Origin of the sequence: Synechococcus sp. BA-120 BA3, from assembly GCF_034931285.1 — a bacterium.
Classification (GTDB): domain Bacteria; phylum Cyanobacteriota; class Cyanobacteriia; order PCC-6307; family Cyanobiaceae; genus Cyanobium.
Genome location: NZ_JAYGHZ010000270.1, coordinates 1 through 16,178 on the forward strand (window position 1 = coordinate 1; position 16,178 = coordinate 16,178).

Annotated in this window: 15 protein-coding genes and 1 pseudogene; 7 read left to right on the forward strand and 9 right to left on the reverse strand. The window is 66.1% G+C overall.

Annotated features, from left to right (window positions below):
• Positions 1-249: 249 nt before the first annotated feature.
• Both VB737_RS10235 and VB737_RS10240 read left to right on the forward strand, forming a co-directional pair.
• Complete coding sequence (locus tag VB737_RS10235; RefSeq protein WP_500312725.1) at positions 250-813, forward strand: PadR family transcriptional regulator; 564 nt, start codon at positions 250-252, stop codon at positions 811-813.
• A gap of 391 nt (positions 814-1,204) precedes the next feature.
• Entirely contained in the window at positions 1,205-2,395 is a 1,191-nt protein-coding gene (locus tag VB737_RS10240; RefSeq protein WP_500312727.1) for a serine hydrolase domain-containing protein, read from the forward strand.
• Here VB737_RS10240 and VB737_RS10245 read toward each other — a convergent pair.
• Positions 2,367-3,026: a hypothetical protein gene (locus tag VB737_RS10245; RefSeq protein ID WP_500312729.1), complete on the reverse strand. Its 660-nt coding sequence runs from the start codon at positions 3,024-3,026 to the stop codon at positions 2,367-2,369. The two genes, VB737_RS10240 and VB737_RS10245, sit on opposite strands and share 29 nt — an antisense overlap.
• 81 nt (positions 3,027-3,107) lie before the next feature.
• On the opposite strand from VB737_RS10245, the gene VB737_RS10250 reads away from it, so the two are divergent.
• The gene (locus tag VB737_RS10250; protein WP_500312731.1) at positions 3,108-4,676 is read left to right on the forward strand and encodes an FAD-dependent monooxygenase; all 1,569 of its coding nucleotides are present in this window, start codon (positions 3,108-3,110) and stop codon (positions 4,674-4,676) included.
• Positions 4,677-4,711: 35 nt separating this feature from the next.
• On the opposite strand, the gene VB737_RS10255 is transcribed toward VB737_RS10250, so the two are convergent.
• Both VB737_RS10255 and VB737_RS10260 read right to left on the reverse strand, forming a co-directional pair.
• The gene (locus tag VB737_RS10255; protein ID WP_500312732.1) at positions 4,712-4,924 is read right to left on the reverse strand and encodes a type II toxin-antitoxin system HicA family toxin; all 213 of its coding nucleotides are present in this window, start codon (positions 4,922-4,924) and stop codon (positions 4,712-4,714) included.
• Positions 4,924-5,121 (reverse strand): type II toxin-antitoxin system HicB family antitoxin, encoded by a 198-nt coding sequence (locus VB737_RS10260; protein WP_500312734.1) that lies wholly within the window; start codon positions 5,119-5,121, stop codon positions 4,924-4,926. The genes VB737_RS10255 and VB737_RS10260 overlap by 1 nt, the downstream gene beginning before the upstream one ends.
• A gap of 152 nt (positions 5,122-5,273) precedes the next feature.
• Between VB737_RS10260 and VB737_RS10265 the strand changes: the two genes are divergently transcribed.
• Complete coding sequence (locus tag VB737_RS10265) at positions 5,274-7,025, forward strand: protein adenylyltransferase SelO (RefSeq protein WP_500312736.1); 1,752 nt, start codon at positions 5,274-5,276, stop codon at positions 7,023-7,025.
• Positions 7,026-7,033: 8 nt separating this feature from the next.
• Here VB737_RS10265 and VB737_RS10270 read toward each other — a convergent pair whose 3' ends face one another.
• From VB737_RS10270 to VB737_RS10290, 5 genes are all read right to left on the reverse strand, one after another.
• A complete protein-coding gene (locus tag VB737_RS10270; RefSeq protein ID WP_500312738.1) occupies positions 7,034-7,426 on the reverse strand; it encodes a type II toxin-antitoxin system VapC family toxin in 393 nt (130 codons plus the stop codon).
• Positions 7,426-7,671, reverse strand: a complete 246-nt coding sequence (locus tag VB737_RS10275) for a FitA-like ribbon-helix-helix domain-containing protein (protein WP_500312740.1) — start codon at positions 7,669-7,671, stop codon at positions 7,426-7,428. The genes VB737_RS10270 and VB737_RS10275 overlap by 1 nt, the downstream gene beginning before the upstream one ends.
• Before the next feature lie 181 nt (positions 7,672-7,852).
• Positions 7,853-8,209 carry a HepT-like ribonuclease domain-containing protein gene (locus tag VB737_RS10280; protein ID WP_106221734.1) on the reverse strand — a complete coding sequence of 119 codons (357 nt, stop codon included), beginning with the start codon at positions 8,207-8,209 and terminating at the stop codon, positions 7,853-7,855.
• Positions 8,193-8,489 carry a nucleotidyltransferase family protein gene (locus VB737_RS10285; RefSeq protein WP_106221736.1) on the reverse strand — a complete coding sequence of 99 codons (297 nt, stop codon included), beginning with the start codon at positions 8,487-8,489 and terminating at the stop codon, positions 8,193-8,195. The genes VB737_RS10280 and VB737_RS10285 overlap by 17 nt, the downstream gene beginning before the upstream one ends.
• Positions 8,490-8,527: 38 nt before the next feature.
• Positions 8,528-11,680 carry a DEAD/DEAH box helicase gene (locus VB737_RS10290; protein ID WP_500312743.1) on the reverse strand — a complete coding sequence of 1,051 codons (3,153 nt, stop codon included), beginning with the start codon at positions 11,678-11,680 and terminating at the stop codon, positions 8,528-8,530.
• A 346-nt stretch (positions 11,681-12,026) separates the two neighbouring features.
• On the opposite strand from VB737_RS10290, the gene VB737_RS10295 reads away from it, so the two are divergent.
• Positions 12,027-12,377, forward strand: coding sequence for a hypothetical protein (locus VB737_RS10295; RefSeq protein WP_500312745.1), 351 nt, complete (start codon positions 12,027-12,029; stop codon positions 12,375-12,377).
• 189 nt (positions 12,378-12,566) lie between these two features.
• Here VB737_RS10295 and VB737_RS10300 read toward each other — a convergent pair whose 3' ends face one another.
• Positions 12,567-14,027 carry a protein kinase domain-containing protein gene (locus tag VB737_RS10300; RefSeq protein WP_500312746.1) on the reverse strand — a complete coding sequence of 487 codons (1,461 nt, stop codon included), beginning with the start codon at positions 14,025-14,027 and terminating at the stop codon, positions 12,567-12,569.
• A gap of 540 nt (positions 14,028-14,567) precedes the next feature.
• Here VB737_RS10300 and istA point away from each other — a divergent pair.
• The gene (istA, locus tag VB737_RS10305) at positions 14,568-15,935 is read left to right on the forward strand and encodes an IS21 family transposase (RefSeq protein ID WP_500312748.1); all 1,368 of its coding nucleotides are present in this window, start codon (positions 14,568-14,570) and stop codon (positions 15,933-15,935) included.
• Positions 15,932-16,178: pseudogene (locus VB737_RS10310) on the forward strand (hypothetical protein); the annotation flags it as partial. The gene istA and the pseudogene VB737_RS10310, both read left to right, overlap by 4 nt.

Here is a 16,178-nt window from a genome sequence, read left to right on the forward strand (position 1 = left end):
GGGCGGCCCCCAGGGGGCGGGCCGGCCCCAGCGGATCCGCCGCAGGGCGCTCAGCAGCGCTGGCGGCGTCGCCGGTGGCGTCGCAGTGGCGGAATCCATGGGGGGAGGGCGGCGGCGAGACCCAAGTTGCTATGCAACAGATTGGGTATGCGCCAAAGTGTATGCACAACTTGTTGGGTAGGTCAACCGGGTCCAGCGGCGGCTGGGTCAGGATCAGCTCCAACGCCGACGTGACGTCCCCTCCCTGCCATGGCCCTGGCGCACACGATCCTCACGGTGCTCTGCGAGAAGGACGCCAGCGGCTACGACATCAGCAAGCAGTTCGAGGAGACGATGGCCTGCTACTGGACCGCCAGCCAGCAGCAGATCTACCGGGAGCTGGCGAGGATCGAGGCCAACGGCTGGGTCCGCTGCCAGGTGGTGCCCCAGCAGGGCAAGCCGGATCGCAAGGTGTATGCCATCACCGAGGCGGGCCGGGACGAACTGCGCCACTGGGCCGCCGAACCCGCCCTGCCCACCCCGATCCGCGAAGACCTGCTGGTGAAGGTGCTGGGCGGCCCCTACACCGATCCCGCCCAGCTGCTGGCGGAGGTGCGCCGCCGCCGCGCCGTCCATGCCGGCCAGCTCGCCTCCTACGAGGAGAAGGACGCCCTGTTCCGCAGCCATCCGGGCCTGCCGCTGCAGGAGCAGTACCGCCATCTCACCCTGCGGCGGGGCATCCTGTTCGAGCAGGAGTGGATCCGCTGGTGCGATGAGGTGATCGCCTTCCTGGAGGGACAGCCACCGCCGGCGGACAGGAGCGGCGGTGGCTGACGATCACCGCGGTCCGGGAAAGCGAGCTCGTGCGAAACACGGTGGCCCCGTGGCCCCGTGGCGCCGTGGCGCCGGTCGTTGGCGAGGGCCCGGTTGGCCACAGCGGCCCGCCCCTCGCCATCGCTCACCCCGGGGTGAACTCGTGCTGGTGCTGGGACGACCCGCGCAGTCGGCAGGTCCGGCCGGCAAAGGTTCAGCGTCAGCGACGCAGGCCATGGGGGCTGGGCATGGCGCTTCGCAACCGGGACCAGGGTAGGAAGCGCTCCGGGGGCGGCAGGCGCCAGGGCGCGTAGCGTTTCCTCTTGTTGCCCGGGCCGGTGTGGGTCGTCGCTGGTTCGCCCCACAGGCAGGACGGGTCCTGGGTGCCCTCCTGGCGGGTTGCCTGGGTGGCGTGGGCCCCGTCCAGGCCCGGAGCCCCGATGGGGCCCCGCCGGCGGCCTCGCCCCAGGCGGCCGGCATCCTGCGGATCGTCCGTCAGCGGATGGCCGACGACCACCTCAGGGCGGTGATCGTGCGCGTGACGATCGACGGCAAGGAGGTGGTCACCGAGGCGATGGGCGAATCGATGACGGGCGTGCCCGCCACCGAGCACATGCACGTCCGCAACGGTGCGATCGCCATCTCCTATGTGGCGACGCTGCTGCTGCAGCTGGTCGACGAGAACAGGGTGAGCCTCGACGACAAGCTCGCGCAGTGGCTGCCGGAGATCCCGAATGCGGAGCGGGTCACGCTCGGCCAGCTCGCCCGGATGACCTCCGGCTACCGCGACTACGTGATCGGCAATGCCGCCTTCGAGAAGACCCTGCTCGAGAACCCGTTCCAGCAGTTCTCCGTGCAGGACCTGCTTGCCTACGCGGACCTGAAGACGCTCTGGTACGAGCCCGGCACGAGCTGGAACTACGCCCACACGAACTACCTCCTGCTGGGCCTGGCGCTGGAGCGCATCACGGGCCAGACGATGCCCGTGCTGATGCAGGAGCGGATCTTCGGGCCCCTGAAGCTCCGCAACACGCGGGACCCCGGCGGCACGCCCGCGATCGCGCCGCCGGTGCTGCACGCCTTCTCGTCGGAACGGCGCCAGGCCCTCGGCATCCCGGCGGGCACGCGCTTCTACGAGGAGTCGACCTTCTGGAATCCGTCGTGGACGATCACCCGCGGTGCGGTGCAGTTCACCACCATCCACGACATGGCCGCCTCCGCCGAGGCGATCGGCACGGGACGGCTGCTGTCGCCGCAGAGCCACAGGCTGCAGATCGCGCCGACGCTGCGGGGCTTCGGCCGGCCGATCGAGGGCTGTGCGACCTGCGCCACCCTCGGCGACTTCTACACCTATGGGATCGGGATCGTCCTCTCGGGCCCCTGGCTGCTGCAGAACCCGCTGTTCTCCGGGCAGGCCGGGGTGATGGCCTACCTGCCGTCACGCAAGATCGCCATTGCGGTGGCGGTCACCTTCGACGCAGAGGCCTTCGACGCCAGCGGTGGCTACTGCAATGCGGCGGATGACATCTTCCGCGCCATCGGCGCCTATCTGGCGCCGGATCAGCCTCCGCCCGTCAGGGCCCCTGCCAGAGAAAGGTGTTGAAGGATCGCTCGCCCAGCTGGCTCCGGTACCTGAGGGTGTTCTCGCTGGAGAGACTCACCACGGCGCCGAGCCGGTCGGCCAGCTTGAGGCACGGCTGGAACTGCTTGGCGCTGTAGCACTGGACATCGAGCTGGTTGCAGCCCGCCGCGGGAAGCAGGCTGGCCTGGAACGGCTGGATGCTGCAGAAGATGGGTTTGGGGTACAGCCGGCGCAGCCGGTAGAAGTCCTCCAGGGAGTAGTGGGCGAAGAAGTGGTCGTCCACCTGGATCGCGTCGCCGTGGCGGGCTTCGTGCACCAGATCGCTGATCCCCAGGGCCCGGTACTGGGGCGACTGCACCCACACCACCGGCAGCAGTCCCTGGCGCCGCGCCGCCTGGGCCGCCTCCTGCTGCATCGCCTCCGACACCTTGCGGACGTCGAGGAACACCACCTTGAAGTCGCTGCTCCGGATGTCGGCCATCACCCCGTTCAGCGCCCCCCGGGAGGCGTAGTACCAGATCTGGGGCTGGGACAGCCAGGTGCCGTTGGGGGCCGCCTGCGCCGCTGCCGCACCCAGGACCAGGCCTACGGCCAGGGCGGCGGTCGTGGCGGTGGCCAGGAAGCGGCACCCCGCAACGCCCAGTCGTTTCATGCAGCGCAGACGCATGACACCGCCTTGGGTGCGTTTAGTGTGCCGCGCGCTGGTCCGCGCCAGCTCGACCCTCTGGGCGCCATGCCTTCCTCCCTTCCCCACCAGACCAGCGTGCTCGTGGTGGGGGCGGGCCCCACCGGCCTGCTGCTGGCGGGGGAGCTGCAGCGCCGCGGCGTTCCCAACCTGCTGATCGACGCCCGGGCCGAGGCCCTGCACTGGGACCGGGCCACGGTGATCCACCCCCTGTCGCTGGAGATCTTCGAGGCGCTGGGGCTGGTGGACCGGTTTCTCGAAGCCGGCTGCCGGCAGCGCCGGATCCTCATCCACGCCGATGGCCGGCGGCTGGGGGACCTGGATCTGGCCACGTGCGGCAGCCGCTACGGCTTCAACCTCGGCCTCTCCGAAGAGGTGACCGAATCGATCCTCACCGACCATCTCGAGAGCCAGGGCGGCGCGGTGCAGCGCTCCTGCCGGCTGGTGGCTCTGGCGCCCCACGGCGAGGGGGTGAGCGCCACGGTGGCCTGCGACGGGCTGGAGCAGACCGTGCAGGCCCGCTGGGTGGTGGGTTGCGACGGCCTGCGCAGCACCACCCGCGCGCTGAGCGGCCTCGACTTCGAGGGCCATGGCATCAGTCGCCCCTGGGCCGTGTTCGATGCGGCGGTGGAGGGCTGGGCCGACAGCCACGAGGTCAACGCGGCGTATCTGGACGCCTCGCCCCTGATCCTCACGGCACTGCCCGAGGAGCGCTGGCGGGTGTACCTGCGGCCCGAAGCCGAGGAGGGGGACCTGGTGGCCGAGGCCGCCGCCGTGCTGCAGCGCTACCTGCCCCAGGCCCGCTTCGCCGGGGTGGAGAACCCCAGCCGCTTCCACTGCCACAGCCGGGTGGCGAGTGCCTTCCGCGCCGGGCCGGTGTTCCTGGCCGGCGATGCCGCCCACGTGTGCTCCCCGGCCGAGGGGCATGGCATGAATTGCGGGCTGCACGATGCCGCCAACCTGGCCTGGAAGCTGGCTCTGCTGCACCAGGGGGCCGCGGACCCCGCCCTGCTGGAGAGCTACGAGCAGGAGCGGCGTCCAGTGGCCCAGCAGATCTGCCGCTCCGGCGATGCCACCGAGCAGGCTCACGGGCTGCAGGAGAGCGGTGAGCGCGCCGCCCGCGACCGGGCGATCGCCGCCATGCTGGCCAACCCGGTGGCCCGCCAGCAGGAGGTGGTGGCGGAAACCGAGATGAACGTCAGCTACGCCGGCTCGGCGATCATCGGCGGTGGCGAGGGCCAGCCCTTTGCTGCCGGCCAGCGCCTGCCCACCACGATCGCGCTGCCGCCCGGGGCCGGCGCGGATCGGCTGCACGCGCTCACCTACCGCTGCGGCCACACGCTGCTGGTGCTGGCCGGCCCGACAGCGCCTCCGGAGGCCCTCGCCGCCCTGCAGGCCGACCTGGAGGCCGACCGGGCCGCCGGCACGGTGCCGCCGGCGTTGGTGGAGGCGGTGGTGTCTCTGCGCCTGGAGGAAGCGGCCAGCCTGGGCCTGGGGCCCCTCACCCTGCTGGCCGTGCGGCCGGACGGCTTCATCGGCTTGAGGGCCGACGCCGATCACCGCGGCGCGGTGCGGAGGTATGGGGAGATGGTGCTGGGCGGCAGAGCCGGGCCATAGAGAAGGGGCCACGCCATCAGGAGCGGCCTTCTCGCTCAGAGCAGCTCTCGGAATTCCTGAGGTGTCAGTCCGGCGTCCCTGGCAATGGCGCCCATGGTGATGGCATTGATCGGGTCATGCCGGGGAATGACCAGGCGTCGCTCGCCGTTGCTCATGACCAGATGCCCGGATTCCCGTACCACCCGATAGCCCAGTTTCTGGAACACCCTCACGGCTTCCTTCTGGCTGATCCCCGGAAGCCTGGGCATTACACAGCCAACTCCAGCGTTTCCACGCTCTTCACGCCGGCCTCCTCGGCTTCCACCTCCAGCCAGAGAGTGATGGCCTCGCGGATGCTGGCCAGAGCCTCCTCGCGGGTGTTGCCCTGGGAGTGACAGCCAGGCAGGTCGAGGCAGCTCACGGCCCAGCCCTCCCCGGTTTCCAGCAAGCGGATGCGGTAGGTCATGGGGCCGGTCCCTTGGCGGGACAAGTCTGGCCGGTTTCCAACCGCCAACGCCAATGTTCTGCCAAGCAACAGCCAGGCAGCCACGCTGCCGGCGTGACCATGTCCGGCGTGATGGCCGCAACGTCGCCACTGATGGCGACAGCCTCGCCAGGATGGTGACCCCAGCGTCAGGGCCCTGCCCAGGCCGCGCCACACCCGAGAGACCCGTGCCGACAGCAGCGCCCACCACCGTGCTGACGAATACCTTCGCGGCGTTCGCCCAGCAGGCCGACTATTCGCTGCTGGATTCCCTGCGGCCGGATCCCCAGGCCACGGGTGATGGCCAGGATCACCGGCCCCGCCAGGTGTTCTCCGGCCATTACGTGCCGGTGACTCCCACGCCGCTTCCGGCGCCGGAGTTGGTGGCGCACAGCCCAACCCTCTTCCAGGAGCTGGGCCTGGGCGACGGGCTGGCCCACGACGACCACTTCCGCCGCCTGTTCTCCGGCGACATCACGGCGGCGCAGGAGCCGATGCGGCCGTATGGCTGGGCCACCGGTTATGCCCTCTCGATCTACGGCAGCGAATACATCCAGCAGTGCCCGTTCGGCACCGGCAACGGCTACGGCGATGGCCGGGCCATTTCGGTGTTCGAAGGCGTCTTTGGCGGCCGGCGCTGGGAGATGCAACTCAAGGGCGGCGGCCCGACGCCCTACTGCCGTGGCGCCGATGGCCGCGCCGTGCTGCGCTCCAGCGTGCGCGAGTTTCTGGCGCAGGAGCTGATGCAGGCCCTGGGGGTTCCCACCTCCCGCTCTCTGACGCTCTATGTGTCTGGATCGGAAACCGTGCGCCGGCCCTGGTATTCGGCGAACTCCCGCTCGTTCGACCCCGACGTCCTGGTGGACAACCCGGCGGCGATCAGCACCCGGGTGGCCCCGTCCTTTCTTCGGGTCGGCCAGCTGGAGCTGTTCGCCCGCCGCGTCCGCAGCGGTTCCCATCCGGAGGCGCACAACGAGCTGCGGATGATCGTTCAGCACCTGATCGAGCGCAATTACCGCCAGGAGATTGATCCGGCTCTGGACTTTGCTGACCAGGTGGTGGAATTGGCGCGGTTGTTCCGCGGCCGGCTCACGTCTCTGGTGGCGAACTGGATGCGGGTGGGCTACTGCCAGGGCAATTTCAACAGCGATAACTGCGCGGCGGGGGGGTACACCCTCGACTACGGCCCCTTCGGCTTCTGCGAGCTGTTCGATCCCCGCTTCCAGCCCTGGACCGGCGGCGGCCAGCATTTTTCCTTCTTCAACCAACCGGTGGCGGCGGAAGCCAACTTCCAGATGTTCTGGGCCTCCCTCCGGCCCCTGCTCGAGGGGAACCCAGAGGCGCTGGCAAGGCTGGATGCGATCCACGACGGCTTCGCGGAAGCGATGGGCCAGGAGCTCGACGCGATGTGGGCCAGCAAGCTCGGCCTGCTCCGCTACGACGCCGAACTGGTGCAGGACCTGCTGCAGTTGATGGTGAGCTCCAAGGTGGACTACACGATCTTCTTCCGCAGGCTTTCGGAGATCCCCGAGCAGGTTTCTGCCCTGCAGGAGAGCTTCTACCTGCCCTGCTCAGAGGAGCTCGATGGCCAATGGACGCAGTGGCTGCAGCGCTGGCGTGACCGCCTCGCGGAAGCCGGCGACATTCGCGAAAGGGCCGCCGCGATGCAACGCGTGAACCCGGCCATCACCTGGCGTGAGTGGCTGATCGCCCCGGCCTATGAACAGGCGGCGCAGGGTGACTACGGCCTGGTCAGGGAGCTGCAGGAGGTGTTCCGCCATCCCTACGACGCGCTGCCTGCGGAGCTGGCGGCGACCTACGACCGCCTCAAGCCCAGGGAGTTCTTCAACGCCGGAGGGGTGTCGCACTACAGCTGTTCGTCCTGAATGGGCGCTCAGGGCAGCACCCGCTCCGCCAGCTGTTGCAGGCGACGATCCAGGCTGATCAAGGTGGCGGCTTCCCGCCGGGCCAGCGTCAGATAGAGGCAGTCGTAGACGGGGTGATCGTGATGGCAGGCCAGGGCAAGGGCCTCGGCCTGCAGGTCGCGGTCGGCTTCCACCCGATCCACCAGATCGCGGGCCTCGGCCAGCAGCTGCTGGGGATCGAGATCAGCCAGGTGACCAGCCCGCTGCAGTTTCCAGAGGGTGTTGGCCACCTCGGTGAGCATCAGCTCCGGGGCCAACACCACGGCCGCCTCGCGGATCTGCTCCGCCACGGCAGCAGCGGCGGGATCCCCAAGGATCAGCCGCACGGCAGCCGAGGCATCGAGAACGCAGGCGAGGGCCATCAGCGCTCGCGGTCGGTGCGGATCAGCGCTTCCGGCGTCTGATCTCCGGCCAGCGCGGTGGCCAGGGGCCCGCGCCGGGCGATGCGGTCGAGCACCAGGCGGCGACGCTCTCGCCCATCCTCGCCGGCGATGGCCTCGAGATCCACCAGCGCCTGCTGGCTGAGACTGCGCTTGTGCACCTGGGCGCGGTGCTGCAGCAACCGGTGCAGTGGCTCAGGCAGGTCGCGGATCTGCAGGGATGGCATGGCTGCCCCAGTCGTGATGCAAGGTTACTCGCAGCGCATGCGCTTTGCATGCATTACTCGCCGCATCGGTGACGCTTCCGCAGGGTGATGAACAGCAGGTCGGTGGCGCTGCTCTGGTGCCCGAGCACGCCTTCGCGGTGGATCCAAGGGGCTCCTGATCCCCTCACGACCAGGTGGCCCGTCAGGACAGAACGGTCTTCAGCTGAAGGATCAGCAGCGGCAATTCCACCTGGATCACATCCCACACCACATCAAGATCGACCCCCAGGTAGGCGTGGATCAGTTGATTGCGCATCGCGATGATCTCCCGCCAGGCAATCTCAGGATGGGCGATCCTCACCTCCTCTGGGATGCGAGTGGCGGCCTCGCCGATCAGCTCGATGTTGCGAAGAACGGCGTCCTGCATCAGCTGATTTGCCTCGAACTGCGCACGGTTCAGATCGGCGCAGTAGCGCACGGCGCGACGGGCAAACCGATCCATGTCCTGCGCATAGAGGCGCCAATCGCGTTTCGGGTTGCCGTCAGAGGGTGATGGCATCCGCCTCAACCGCAGGCCTGAGCTCCTGCCGGAGTGCTTGTTCCGTCACCAGATCGACAGGTTGCTGGAGCAGATCTTCCAGGAACAGCTGGAGGCCATAAAAGCGTCTGGCCGTGGCAGGGCCGTCAAAGGCCACCAGCAGATCCACATCGCTGCTCGGTGTTGCCGTGCCGCGGGCCCAGGAGCCGAAGATCCGCAGGCTGCGCACGCCGAAACGCTCACTCCAGACGGGTGCGTGCTGGCGCAACCGGCTGATCAACGTTTCGGAACTGACGTCCATGGCCGGCAGTGAGCGCTGAAGCGGAGCCTGGCATGACGCTAAACCGCCAACGCCAGCTCCGGCACGAACGCCGCCGGAATCGCTCTGTGCAACCGCCAGCGAATCGCCATCGGCCGCTCGCCCTCGTGGCTCACGTAGTCGGCAAAGCCCAGACACAGAAACGGCATCGTCACCCCGCCGCGCCTGTTCTCCTCCCGCACGAACAGCATCACCCTGCTGCCGCGCTCAACGTGGTGGATGTATCTCTGCCCGGTGGCGGACGCTTCCCGGGTGAGGCTCTGGCTCTCCCAGTGGAACTCCCACGGGGAGATGGCGTAGTCGTTGTAGCGGGTGGTGGGGGAGAACAGGCGCTCGGATTTCTTGAGGGTGATGAAGAAGACGTCGCACTGGGTGGCTTCATCGAAGAACACCCCCTCACGGCCGGGGAAGGGGCGGGTCTCGTTCAGCAGCCCAAACGCGGCGAACACCTCGGCGCGGGCATAGCGGCCGTGGAGTTTGAGGGGGATGGGGGGCGGATCGGCGCGGCCCCAGTCGAGCGGCGCCACCAGGTGGTCGGTGCGCTCGAGCAGCAGCGCGAACAGCTCCACCAGCTCGGCGCGGACGTCGGTGGCGGCCCAGAGCCGGACGAGGGCCTCGGCCAGGGGCAGGTGCTGCCGGCCGCTGCCCCAGAGCTGGGCCATCAGCATGCGCCAGCTGCGCTCGGTGGCGGGATCGAAGCCCGCCGGATCGGGCGCCACGGGTCGCTGCAGCTGATCCACCAGCCAACGCAACCGCTCCGGGTCATCGAGATGCAGCAGGCCGCCAGCGATCCCCCGCCCCAGCCGCTCCTCATCGCCGGTGGCCGCCCCCGACGCCAACCACCCCAGCTCCCGCTGCAGCAACGCCCAGGAGCCCGCCACCTTGTAAAACTCCCCCAGCTCCATCCCGAGCCCCTCCAGCAACCCCACCAGCGAACAGCGCCCGAGGCGACGGGCTTCGGCAAGCAGCTGGGGCCGGCGCGTGGGCAGCGACTCGCGCAAATTGGCAAGCACCCGCTCGCTCGACACCCGATCGAGCTGCAGGCTGCAGCCGGCCGGCAGGAAGGGAAACCCGTCTTTGATCTGCTGTTCCAGCTGGTCGCGCGTGCCGCCGATCAGGGCGCGGTAGCGCAGGTCGAAGCGGAAGTTCCGGTGCGCCTGGCCAATGAAATCCAGCACCGTGAGGCAGCTCTTGCCCCGGCAGAGGCGCAGACCGCGGCCGAGCTGCTGCAGGAACACGATCGCGCTCTCGGTGGGCCGCAGGAACAGCACCGTGTCGATCTCGGGGATGTCGAGGCCTTCGTTGAACAGATCCACGGCGAACAGGATCTGCAGCTCGCCGGCGCGCAGGCGGCGGATCTGCTCGGCGCGTTGCTCCCGGTGGCTGGAAGCATCCAGGGCAGCGGCGCGCAGGCCGGCGGCCACGAACTTGCGGGCCATCCAATGGGCGTGCTCCACGCTCACGCAGAAGCCCAGGGCCCGCATCGAATCCAGGTTGGTGATCTTGTCTGCCAGTTCGCGCAGGATCAGGCGCAGGCGGGCGTCGTCGGCGGTGTAAAGGTTGGAGAGGGCTTCGCTGGCGTAGCCGTTGCGGCGCCACTCGATCCGCGAAAGATCCGTGCCGTCGTGGAGGCCGAAGTAGTGGAAGGGGCACAGCAGGCCCTGCTCCAAGGCGCTCCAGAGGCGAAGCTCGGCGGCGATGCGGCCGTCAAACCAATGGAGGATGTCCTCTCCGCCGGTGCGCTCGGGGGTGGCGGTGAGGCCCAGCAGCAGGACGGGCGCCAAGTGGCGCAGCCAGCGCTCGTAGCTGGCGGAGGCGGCGTGGTGGAACTCATCGACGATCACCACGGCGAACGTGTCCGGCGCCAGGTCCGCCGGATCCAGCCCAGCGAGCGACTGCACCGAGGCGAACACATGGCGCCACTGGCTGGGGCGCTGGCCATCCACCAGCAGCTCGCCGAAGGAGCCATCGCGCAGCACCTGGCGGAAGGTGGCGAGGCTCTGCTGCAGGATCTCCCGCCGGTGGGCCACGAACAGCAGGCTCGGGTGCCCCGGACCACCCTGGCGGGCGTAATCGAGGGCGGCGATCACGGTTTTGCCCGTGCCTGTGGCGGCCACCACCAGGTTGCGCCAGCGGCCATGGAGGCTGCGCTCGGCGGCCAGCTTGTCGAGGATCTCCTGCTGGTAGGCGTAGGGGCGGATGTCGAAGAAGCTGAGCGGGGTGGCATCCGCCGCCGAGTCCCCAGCCGACTCTTCGCGCGCCGCCCGATCAAAGCGGCGTTGCTCCAGTTCGCTGGCCCGGTAGGGCTCGAACTCGCCCTCCTCCCAGTAGCCCTCAAAGGCGGCCTGGAACTTGGCCAGGATGCCCTCGTTGTCATGGGCGGAGAGGCGCACGTTCCACTCCAGTCCGTCGTGCAATGCGGCAGTGGAGAGGTTGGAGGAGCCGATGTAGGCGGTGGAGGCAGGGGTTGACCCCGAGAGGCCGGGCCGATGGAACAGCCAGGCTTTGGCGTGCAGGCGGGTGCGGCGGGTGTCGTAGCTGACGCGCACCTCGGCGCCATGGGCCACCAGCCAATCGAGGGCGCGGCGGTCGGTGGCGCCCAGGTAGACGGTGGTGAGCACCCGCAGCGAGCGGCGGGGCTGGGCCTGCAGGAACTCTGTGAGGGCCGGCTGGAGCAGGCGCAGGCCGCTCCACTTGATGAAGGCGCAGAGCAGGTCGATCCGCTGGGCGGAGGGGACTTCGTGAATCAGCGCCTGCCCCACCCTCGGCTCGCCGCTGGCGTTCACCAGCAGGGTGCTGTCGGCCAGGGGGATGAGCGGGCGGATTGTTTCCGCCTGGCCGGGCAGCAGCGCGGTGGATCGGATCTCCGAGAGCAGCCGTGCGGAGGGGTGCAGGAGGTCGCCCGTGGAGATGGCGCGGGGTGCTTGGCTCTGGAGCAGGCCCACCAGTTGGTTCACCAGGGCCAGCTGGTGCTCAGGGGTGGATCCACCGCTCAGATGCTCCAGGGCAATGCGGGCCAGAGCCCCCAGGTGCCGGGCCAACAGGCGGGGGGCTTCCTGGGGATCGAGGTCGTCCTTGTCATAGAGATCGCGCGCCAGCAGGCTCAGTTGCTGCTCCAGGTCCTCAGTGAGGAGTTGCTGGTAGAGGCCGGGGGGTGGGGCCTTGTGGGGCATGGGAGGGGCGGCTAGAAGGCATGCAATCCGCTTGGCAGTTATTCGAACCAGGACAAACTCAAATGCCAGGGTTACAACTCAGTTTGGGCTTCAGGAATGTTTATCAAGTGCTAACCAGCGCCATTGAGCTCCCTCTGGTCGTTCGAGGGTTGTCGCGTTGAACAGTCTATCAATGAGGCCAGCATGAACCCAATACTTGATCAAGGTTGTAGGTAGGGATAAAGCACGTAGAGTGGGAGAAGACATCGGTTCAGTTAAGACTGGATATCAAAACTCTTGTCGCAAATGGTTATAGGAGTTGAGGGCATCGCTGGTGCGAAAGTTGGCAGGAGAGTGTTAGACTGTGATGAGTCGAAATCAAAGTATTGCAATGACGCTTATTGAAATTCCCGAGCCGGTGCTAGCCACGGTTGCTGGCAGGCCCGACCAAACCATCCTTATTCCTCCTGGCACCTATGAAGGGGAAAGGTGGGTCCATCCGGGCATGGAGCAAGAAACAGTGAAGATTGTCAGAGATGGCCAGACTTTGTCCTTTGAGAGGGAGTCGCGCTTAGCAAGGCGTGCAATCAGCACTTTAGGCGGAGATCCGTTTGAATCTCTAGAGCCAGTCACCCTTGCAGAGTTTCTTGAAGAGGCAAGAGTGTTTTTCGGAGACTACTCTTTTGATACGCTGACTTACTATGCAAGATTGTCCTAGTAGCGCTGGAGTTTCTTCATTACGCGTCCACTCGATCGCATCTGATCGGAGTGGGCGTAGCAGCAACAGCATTAAGGGAGTCCAATATCTCCCGAAGCAAGGTAAGCTATGGTGGCGGACACGATGTGTTTTTGGGTGTTGAAATTGGTGCAAAGATGTCATCAGGGCAAACAGCCAGCATGCTTTGTACTAAGTAATTCCAAGCGCCTGAAAGTGCTTAACCTTGTCCAGCGCCCAGGCATCTCCAGGGACAGTCTTGAGATATGCCCGAAGGAATGCCACCGCTTTCCCCATATCACGCATCTGCTCGTAGATTACCACGAGCCTTTTTAAGATTGCAGGCCTATTCGGTAATCTGCGATGCAATGCCAGAAGCTGCTCTGCAGCATCCGCATACCTGGAGTCAAGGGCAAGAATGGAGGCTTTCTTTAGTAACAGATCAGGGGCGTTGGGGGCATCAAGAAGGCATTTGTCAACGAAGGCATGCGCCCTGTCTAAATCTCGGACCTCTAGGTAAGATGAAAGAGCAAGACATCGCAGCTCAGAGCCCGTAGCGGAAGGAAAATCGACAATGTCTGGACGAGATTCAAGATGGTGGATACAATCAAAATAGCGATCTGCACGATAGGAGGCTTGGACCATCATCAAGAAGGCGTGATGGTCCTTAGAGGAATCGAACTCAGCCTGTGCAATACGTTCCGCATCGTCGAAGTCACCTTGCTCGAGAAGGTGAACAGCCTGAGTGGACCAATCGTCTTCAGGCACGACTGCTGCGACAAGGCTCCTTGTGGGCATGAATTGCTGCTGAGCAGTTCGTACATCTCGGAAGGCATCAAGCATCAATCCAACCGAAGGCCAGCGGTCGACAGGATCAAGCTGAAGACAGCGGTTGATAAAGGTGTCCAACGCTGGAGACACAGAGGAGTTCACTTCAATCGCACGTGGGAAGGGAACGTGTCGCGCTACTTGGCTTAACGTGTCATGGGGCAGTCGAGAAGTTACAAGGTGGTAGAGCAAAACACCGAGACTGTAGATGTCGGATAAAAAACGCGACGCAGAATCTCTTGATGGCAGAATTGCTCCGACAGTCTCTGGGGAGGAATACAGTATTGTCCCACCATTCTCTCGTGTTCGGGCATACATGTCCTCGGGCAAGACGCTCGTTCCAAAGTCAGTCAGCTTCACTCGTTCGGCAGAGACCAGAATGTTCTGAGGCTTGATATCACCATGCGACATGCCCATGCGATGAAGGTGAGCACACCCATCGAGGACCTGAATAAAAACTCCCAGAAGTTTTTCGTAACTTGCCACAAATCCCTCCTCACCTTTATCGAGAAGCTGAGCGAGAGTCATGGATGGGAAGTACTCCATTTCAATCGCGTACCACTCGCGCTCAGGTGGCACACGACCCATCCAGTACATTTCAACGACAGAAGGGTGAGAGACCTGACCTATAAGCGGAGAGCCCTCGGCAAGATCTTCATTGCGCTTGCTTTGCGCCTTTGGAATTTTTACCGCGACGATGGCGCCATCCTCTATTCGCTGGGCACGCCAAACCCACCCGTAGGATCCGTCTCCTAGGCAATCAAGTAATTCGTAGCGGTCGCCGAGTCGTCGGTCCGCCCTTGGAATAAAGAACTTATCGGTCATGGTTCACCTCGCTGAATGATGTTCTCGAGACGAAGAAGGCCATCCTGCCCGGGGCGCACGACGAACTGGTAGAAAATGACCCTCGCCCCTGGATTACCGGGAACCCTCACCCCGCCCTTCGCATGGAAGCCTTCACGCACGATGCTTCGGAGTTTGTCGTGGTCAGGGAGCGACACGAGCCCAACGCTCCAATAGGCCAACAGCAGGGATGCGTCTCGGCATCCCCACCGCTGCTGAGCAAGCAGCAACGTCTCAAGCTTCGGGCTGAGGTCCTTCTGCTTCCCGGCGTACCGCTCAAACTCGGCAACCAACGAGACACGCCTAGTGGTGCGATCAAACCAGACAGAGTCTGAACGAACATCCTCTTCGATCTGCGCAAGCGGGCCCTCTCGCGGTGCAGGAACTTCTGATATAGCCACATATCCGAGATCCCGGCCAGCTGTTGTCAAGTGTCAGGCGACAGCGAAAACTGGCCCAGATGCGACACGAAATCTGGCCCCCCTCCTTGAGCCACTGACCAGGGCCAGCGCGCAGCCTGCGGTGCTGTCACCTCTGGAGCAGAGCTCCCGGGATGCGGCGTTGGAAACACCAGAGGATGTCCAGATGATCCTTGGCCTCACCGCAGCTGGGTGGGGCCGCAGGCGGATCGCCAAGGAGCTGGGCTGCTCGCCTGAAACCGTCCGTAAGTACCGGCGGCAGGGAGGCTGGGAGGCCTACGGCAAACCCCGGCGGATCGGCGTTCTCGATGGTCAGTGCGACTGGCTCAGGGAGCGGTTTCTTGCTCACAAAGGCAATGCCGATGTGGTGCGCCAGGAGCTGGCCAGCGAGAAGGGCATCGCCGTGTCACTGCGCACGGTGGAGCGGGCGGTGGGGCAGTGGCGGCAGGAGCTGCGGGCTGCAGCGCTGGCGACAGTCCGGTTTGAGACGCCTCCCGGTAAGCAGCTGCAGGCCGATTTCGGTGAGACCTACAGCTGCATCGCCGGCGAGAGGGTCAAGGTGCACCTGTGCGTGCTGACCCTGGGCTACTCGCGGCGGCTGGTGGTGCGGGCCTACCGGCATGAGCGCCAGGCCAACTGGTTACTCACCATGGAGGAGGCCTTCCGCCACTGGCGGGGCGTGCCGGCCGAGGTGTTGTTCGACAACGCCCGTGCCCTGGTCAAGGAGCACGATCCGGCTCGCCAGGTGCTGGTGTTCAACGAACGGCTCGATGCCTTTGCCCGCTACTGGGGATTCCTTCCCAAAGCCTGTCGGCCCTATCGGGCCAGGACCAAGGGGAAGGACGAGCGCGGCGTCGGCTACGTCAAGACGAATGCGGTGGCCGGCCGGGAGTTCGCCAGCTGGCAGGCGCTGGAAGCGCACCTGGAGCACTGGAGCCGGGAGGTGGCCGATGTTCGCATCCACGGAACGACCGGCGAACAACCGCTCCTGCGATTCCAGCGGGAGGAGGCCGCTGCCCTGCAGCCGTTGCCCCATAAGCCGTCGTTCTTGGCGGAGCGGGAGCTGGTGCGGGTGGTCCACAACGACGCCTGCGTCGAGGTGGAGGGCAACTGGTACAGCGTGCCCTGGGCACTGCTCAAGCAGCGGGTGAGCGTGCTGGTACGAGATCAGCAGGTGCAGATCCGCCATGGCGGCCGGGTTGTTGCCCGGCATGGGCGCGTGGCGGCCAATCGTCGTCATCGCTCCGTGCTGCGGGGGCATTGGGACGGCCTGGTTCCAGCGCCGCAGCAGGACTTGGCCGAACGGTCACTGCCGTCAGCCGATGGCGCGCTCTGCGTTGGGCCCGCCTCCACCACGTCCCCGCCCTGTGGGGGCGGAACGCGGCGGCGGGCACCGGTGGTGCGCAGCTCAGAACTGGCCCGCTCCCTGGCGGTCTATGCCGCCGAGGTGGGCGAGGAGGTGGCGGCATGAGTCCCGCCAAAACCGGTCAACCGGATCGTCGTCAGGAGCTGATGGTCACGACACCGCCGGTCTCCGCCCTGGAGCTCGACGACATGCTCACCCGCCTGCGACTGACCGCGATCCGCGATCAGCTCGACAACCTGCTCGAGGAGGCGGCACGCAAGGAACTGAACCTGCGCGAGGCGTTGGCCTGGCTGTGCGCGGCAGAGATCGCCCGCAAGGACCAGCGGCGAATCGCGATGGCGATGAGCA

Excerpts from the sequence above, each read along its gene's own strand:
- VB737_RS10235 (WP_500312725.1), top strand. The coding sequence starts at position 250 with ATGGCCCTGGCGCACACGATCCTCACGGTGCTCTGCGAGAAGGACGCC.
- VB737_RS10245 (WP_500312729.1), bottom strand. The coding sequence starts at position 3,026 with ATGAAACGACTGGGCGTTGCGGGGTGCCGCTTCCTGGCCACCGCCACG.
- VB737_RS10250 (WP_500312731.1), top strand. The coding sequence starts at position 3,108 with ATGCCTTCCTCCCTTCCCCACCAGACCAGCGTGCTCGTGGTGGGGGCG.
- VB737_RS10255 (WP_500312732.1), bottom strand. The coding sequence starts at position 4,924 with ATGCCCAGGCTTCCGGGGATCAGCCAGAAGGAAGCCGTGAGGGTGTTC.
- VB737_RS10260 (WP_500312734.1), bottom strand. The coding sequence starts at position 5,121 with ATGACCTACCGCATCCGCTTGCTGGAAACCGGGGAGGGCTGGGCCGTG.
- VB737_RS10265 (WP_500312736.1), top strand. The coding sequence starts at position 5,274 with ATGGTGACCCCAGCGTCAGGGCCCTGCCCAGGCCGCGCCACACCCGAG.
- VB737_RS10270 (WP_500312738.1), bottom strand. The coding sequence starts at position 7,426 with ATGGCCCTCGCCTGCGTTCTCGATGCCTCGGCTGCCGTGCGGCTGATC.
- VB737_RS10275 (WP_500312740.1), bottom strand. The coding sequence starts at position 7,671 with ATGCCATCCCTGCAGATCCGCGACCTGCCTGAGCCACTGCACCGGTTG.
- VB737_RS10280 (WP_106221734.1), bottom strand. The coding sequence starts at position 8,209 with ATGCCATCACCCTCTGACGGCAACCCGAAACGCGATTGGCGCCTCTAT.
- VB737_RS10285 (WP_106221736.1), bottom strand. The coding sequence starts at position 8,489 with ATGGACGTCAGTTCCGAAACGTTGATCAGCCGGTTGCGCCAGCACGCA.
- VB737_RS10290 (WP_500312743.1), bottom strand. The coding sequence starts at position 11,680 with ATGCCCCACAAGGCCCCACCCCCCGGCCTCTACCAGCAACTCCTCACT.
- VB737_RS10295 (WP_500312745.1), top strand. The coding sequence starts at position 12,027 with ATGAGTCGAAATCAAAGTATTGCAATGACGCTTATTGAAATTCCCGAG.
- VB737_RS10300 (WP_500312746.1), bottom strand. The coding sequence starts at position 14,027 with ATGACCGATAAGTTCTTTATTCCAAGGGCGGACCGACGACTCGGCGAC.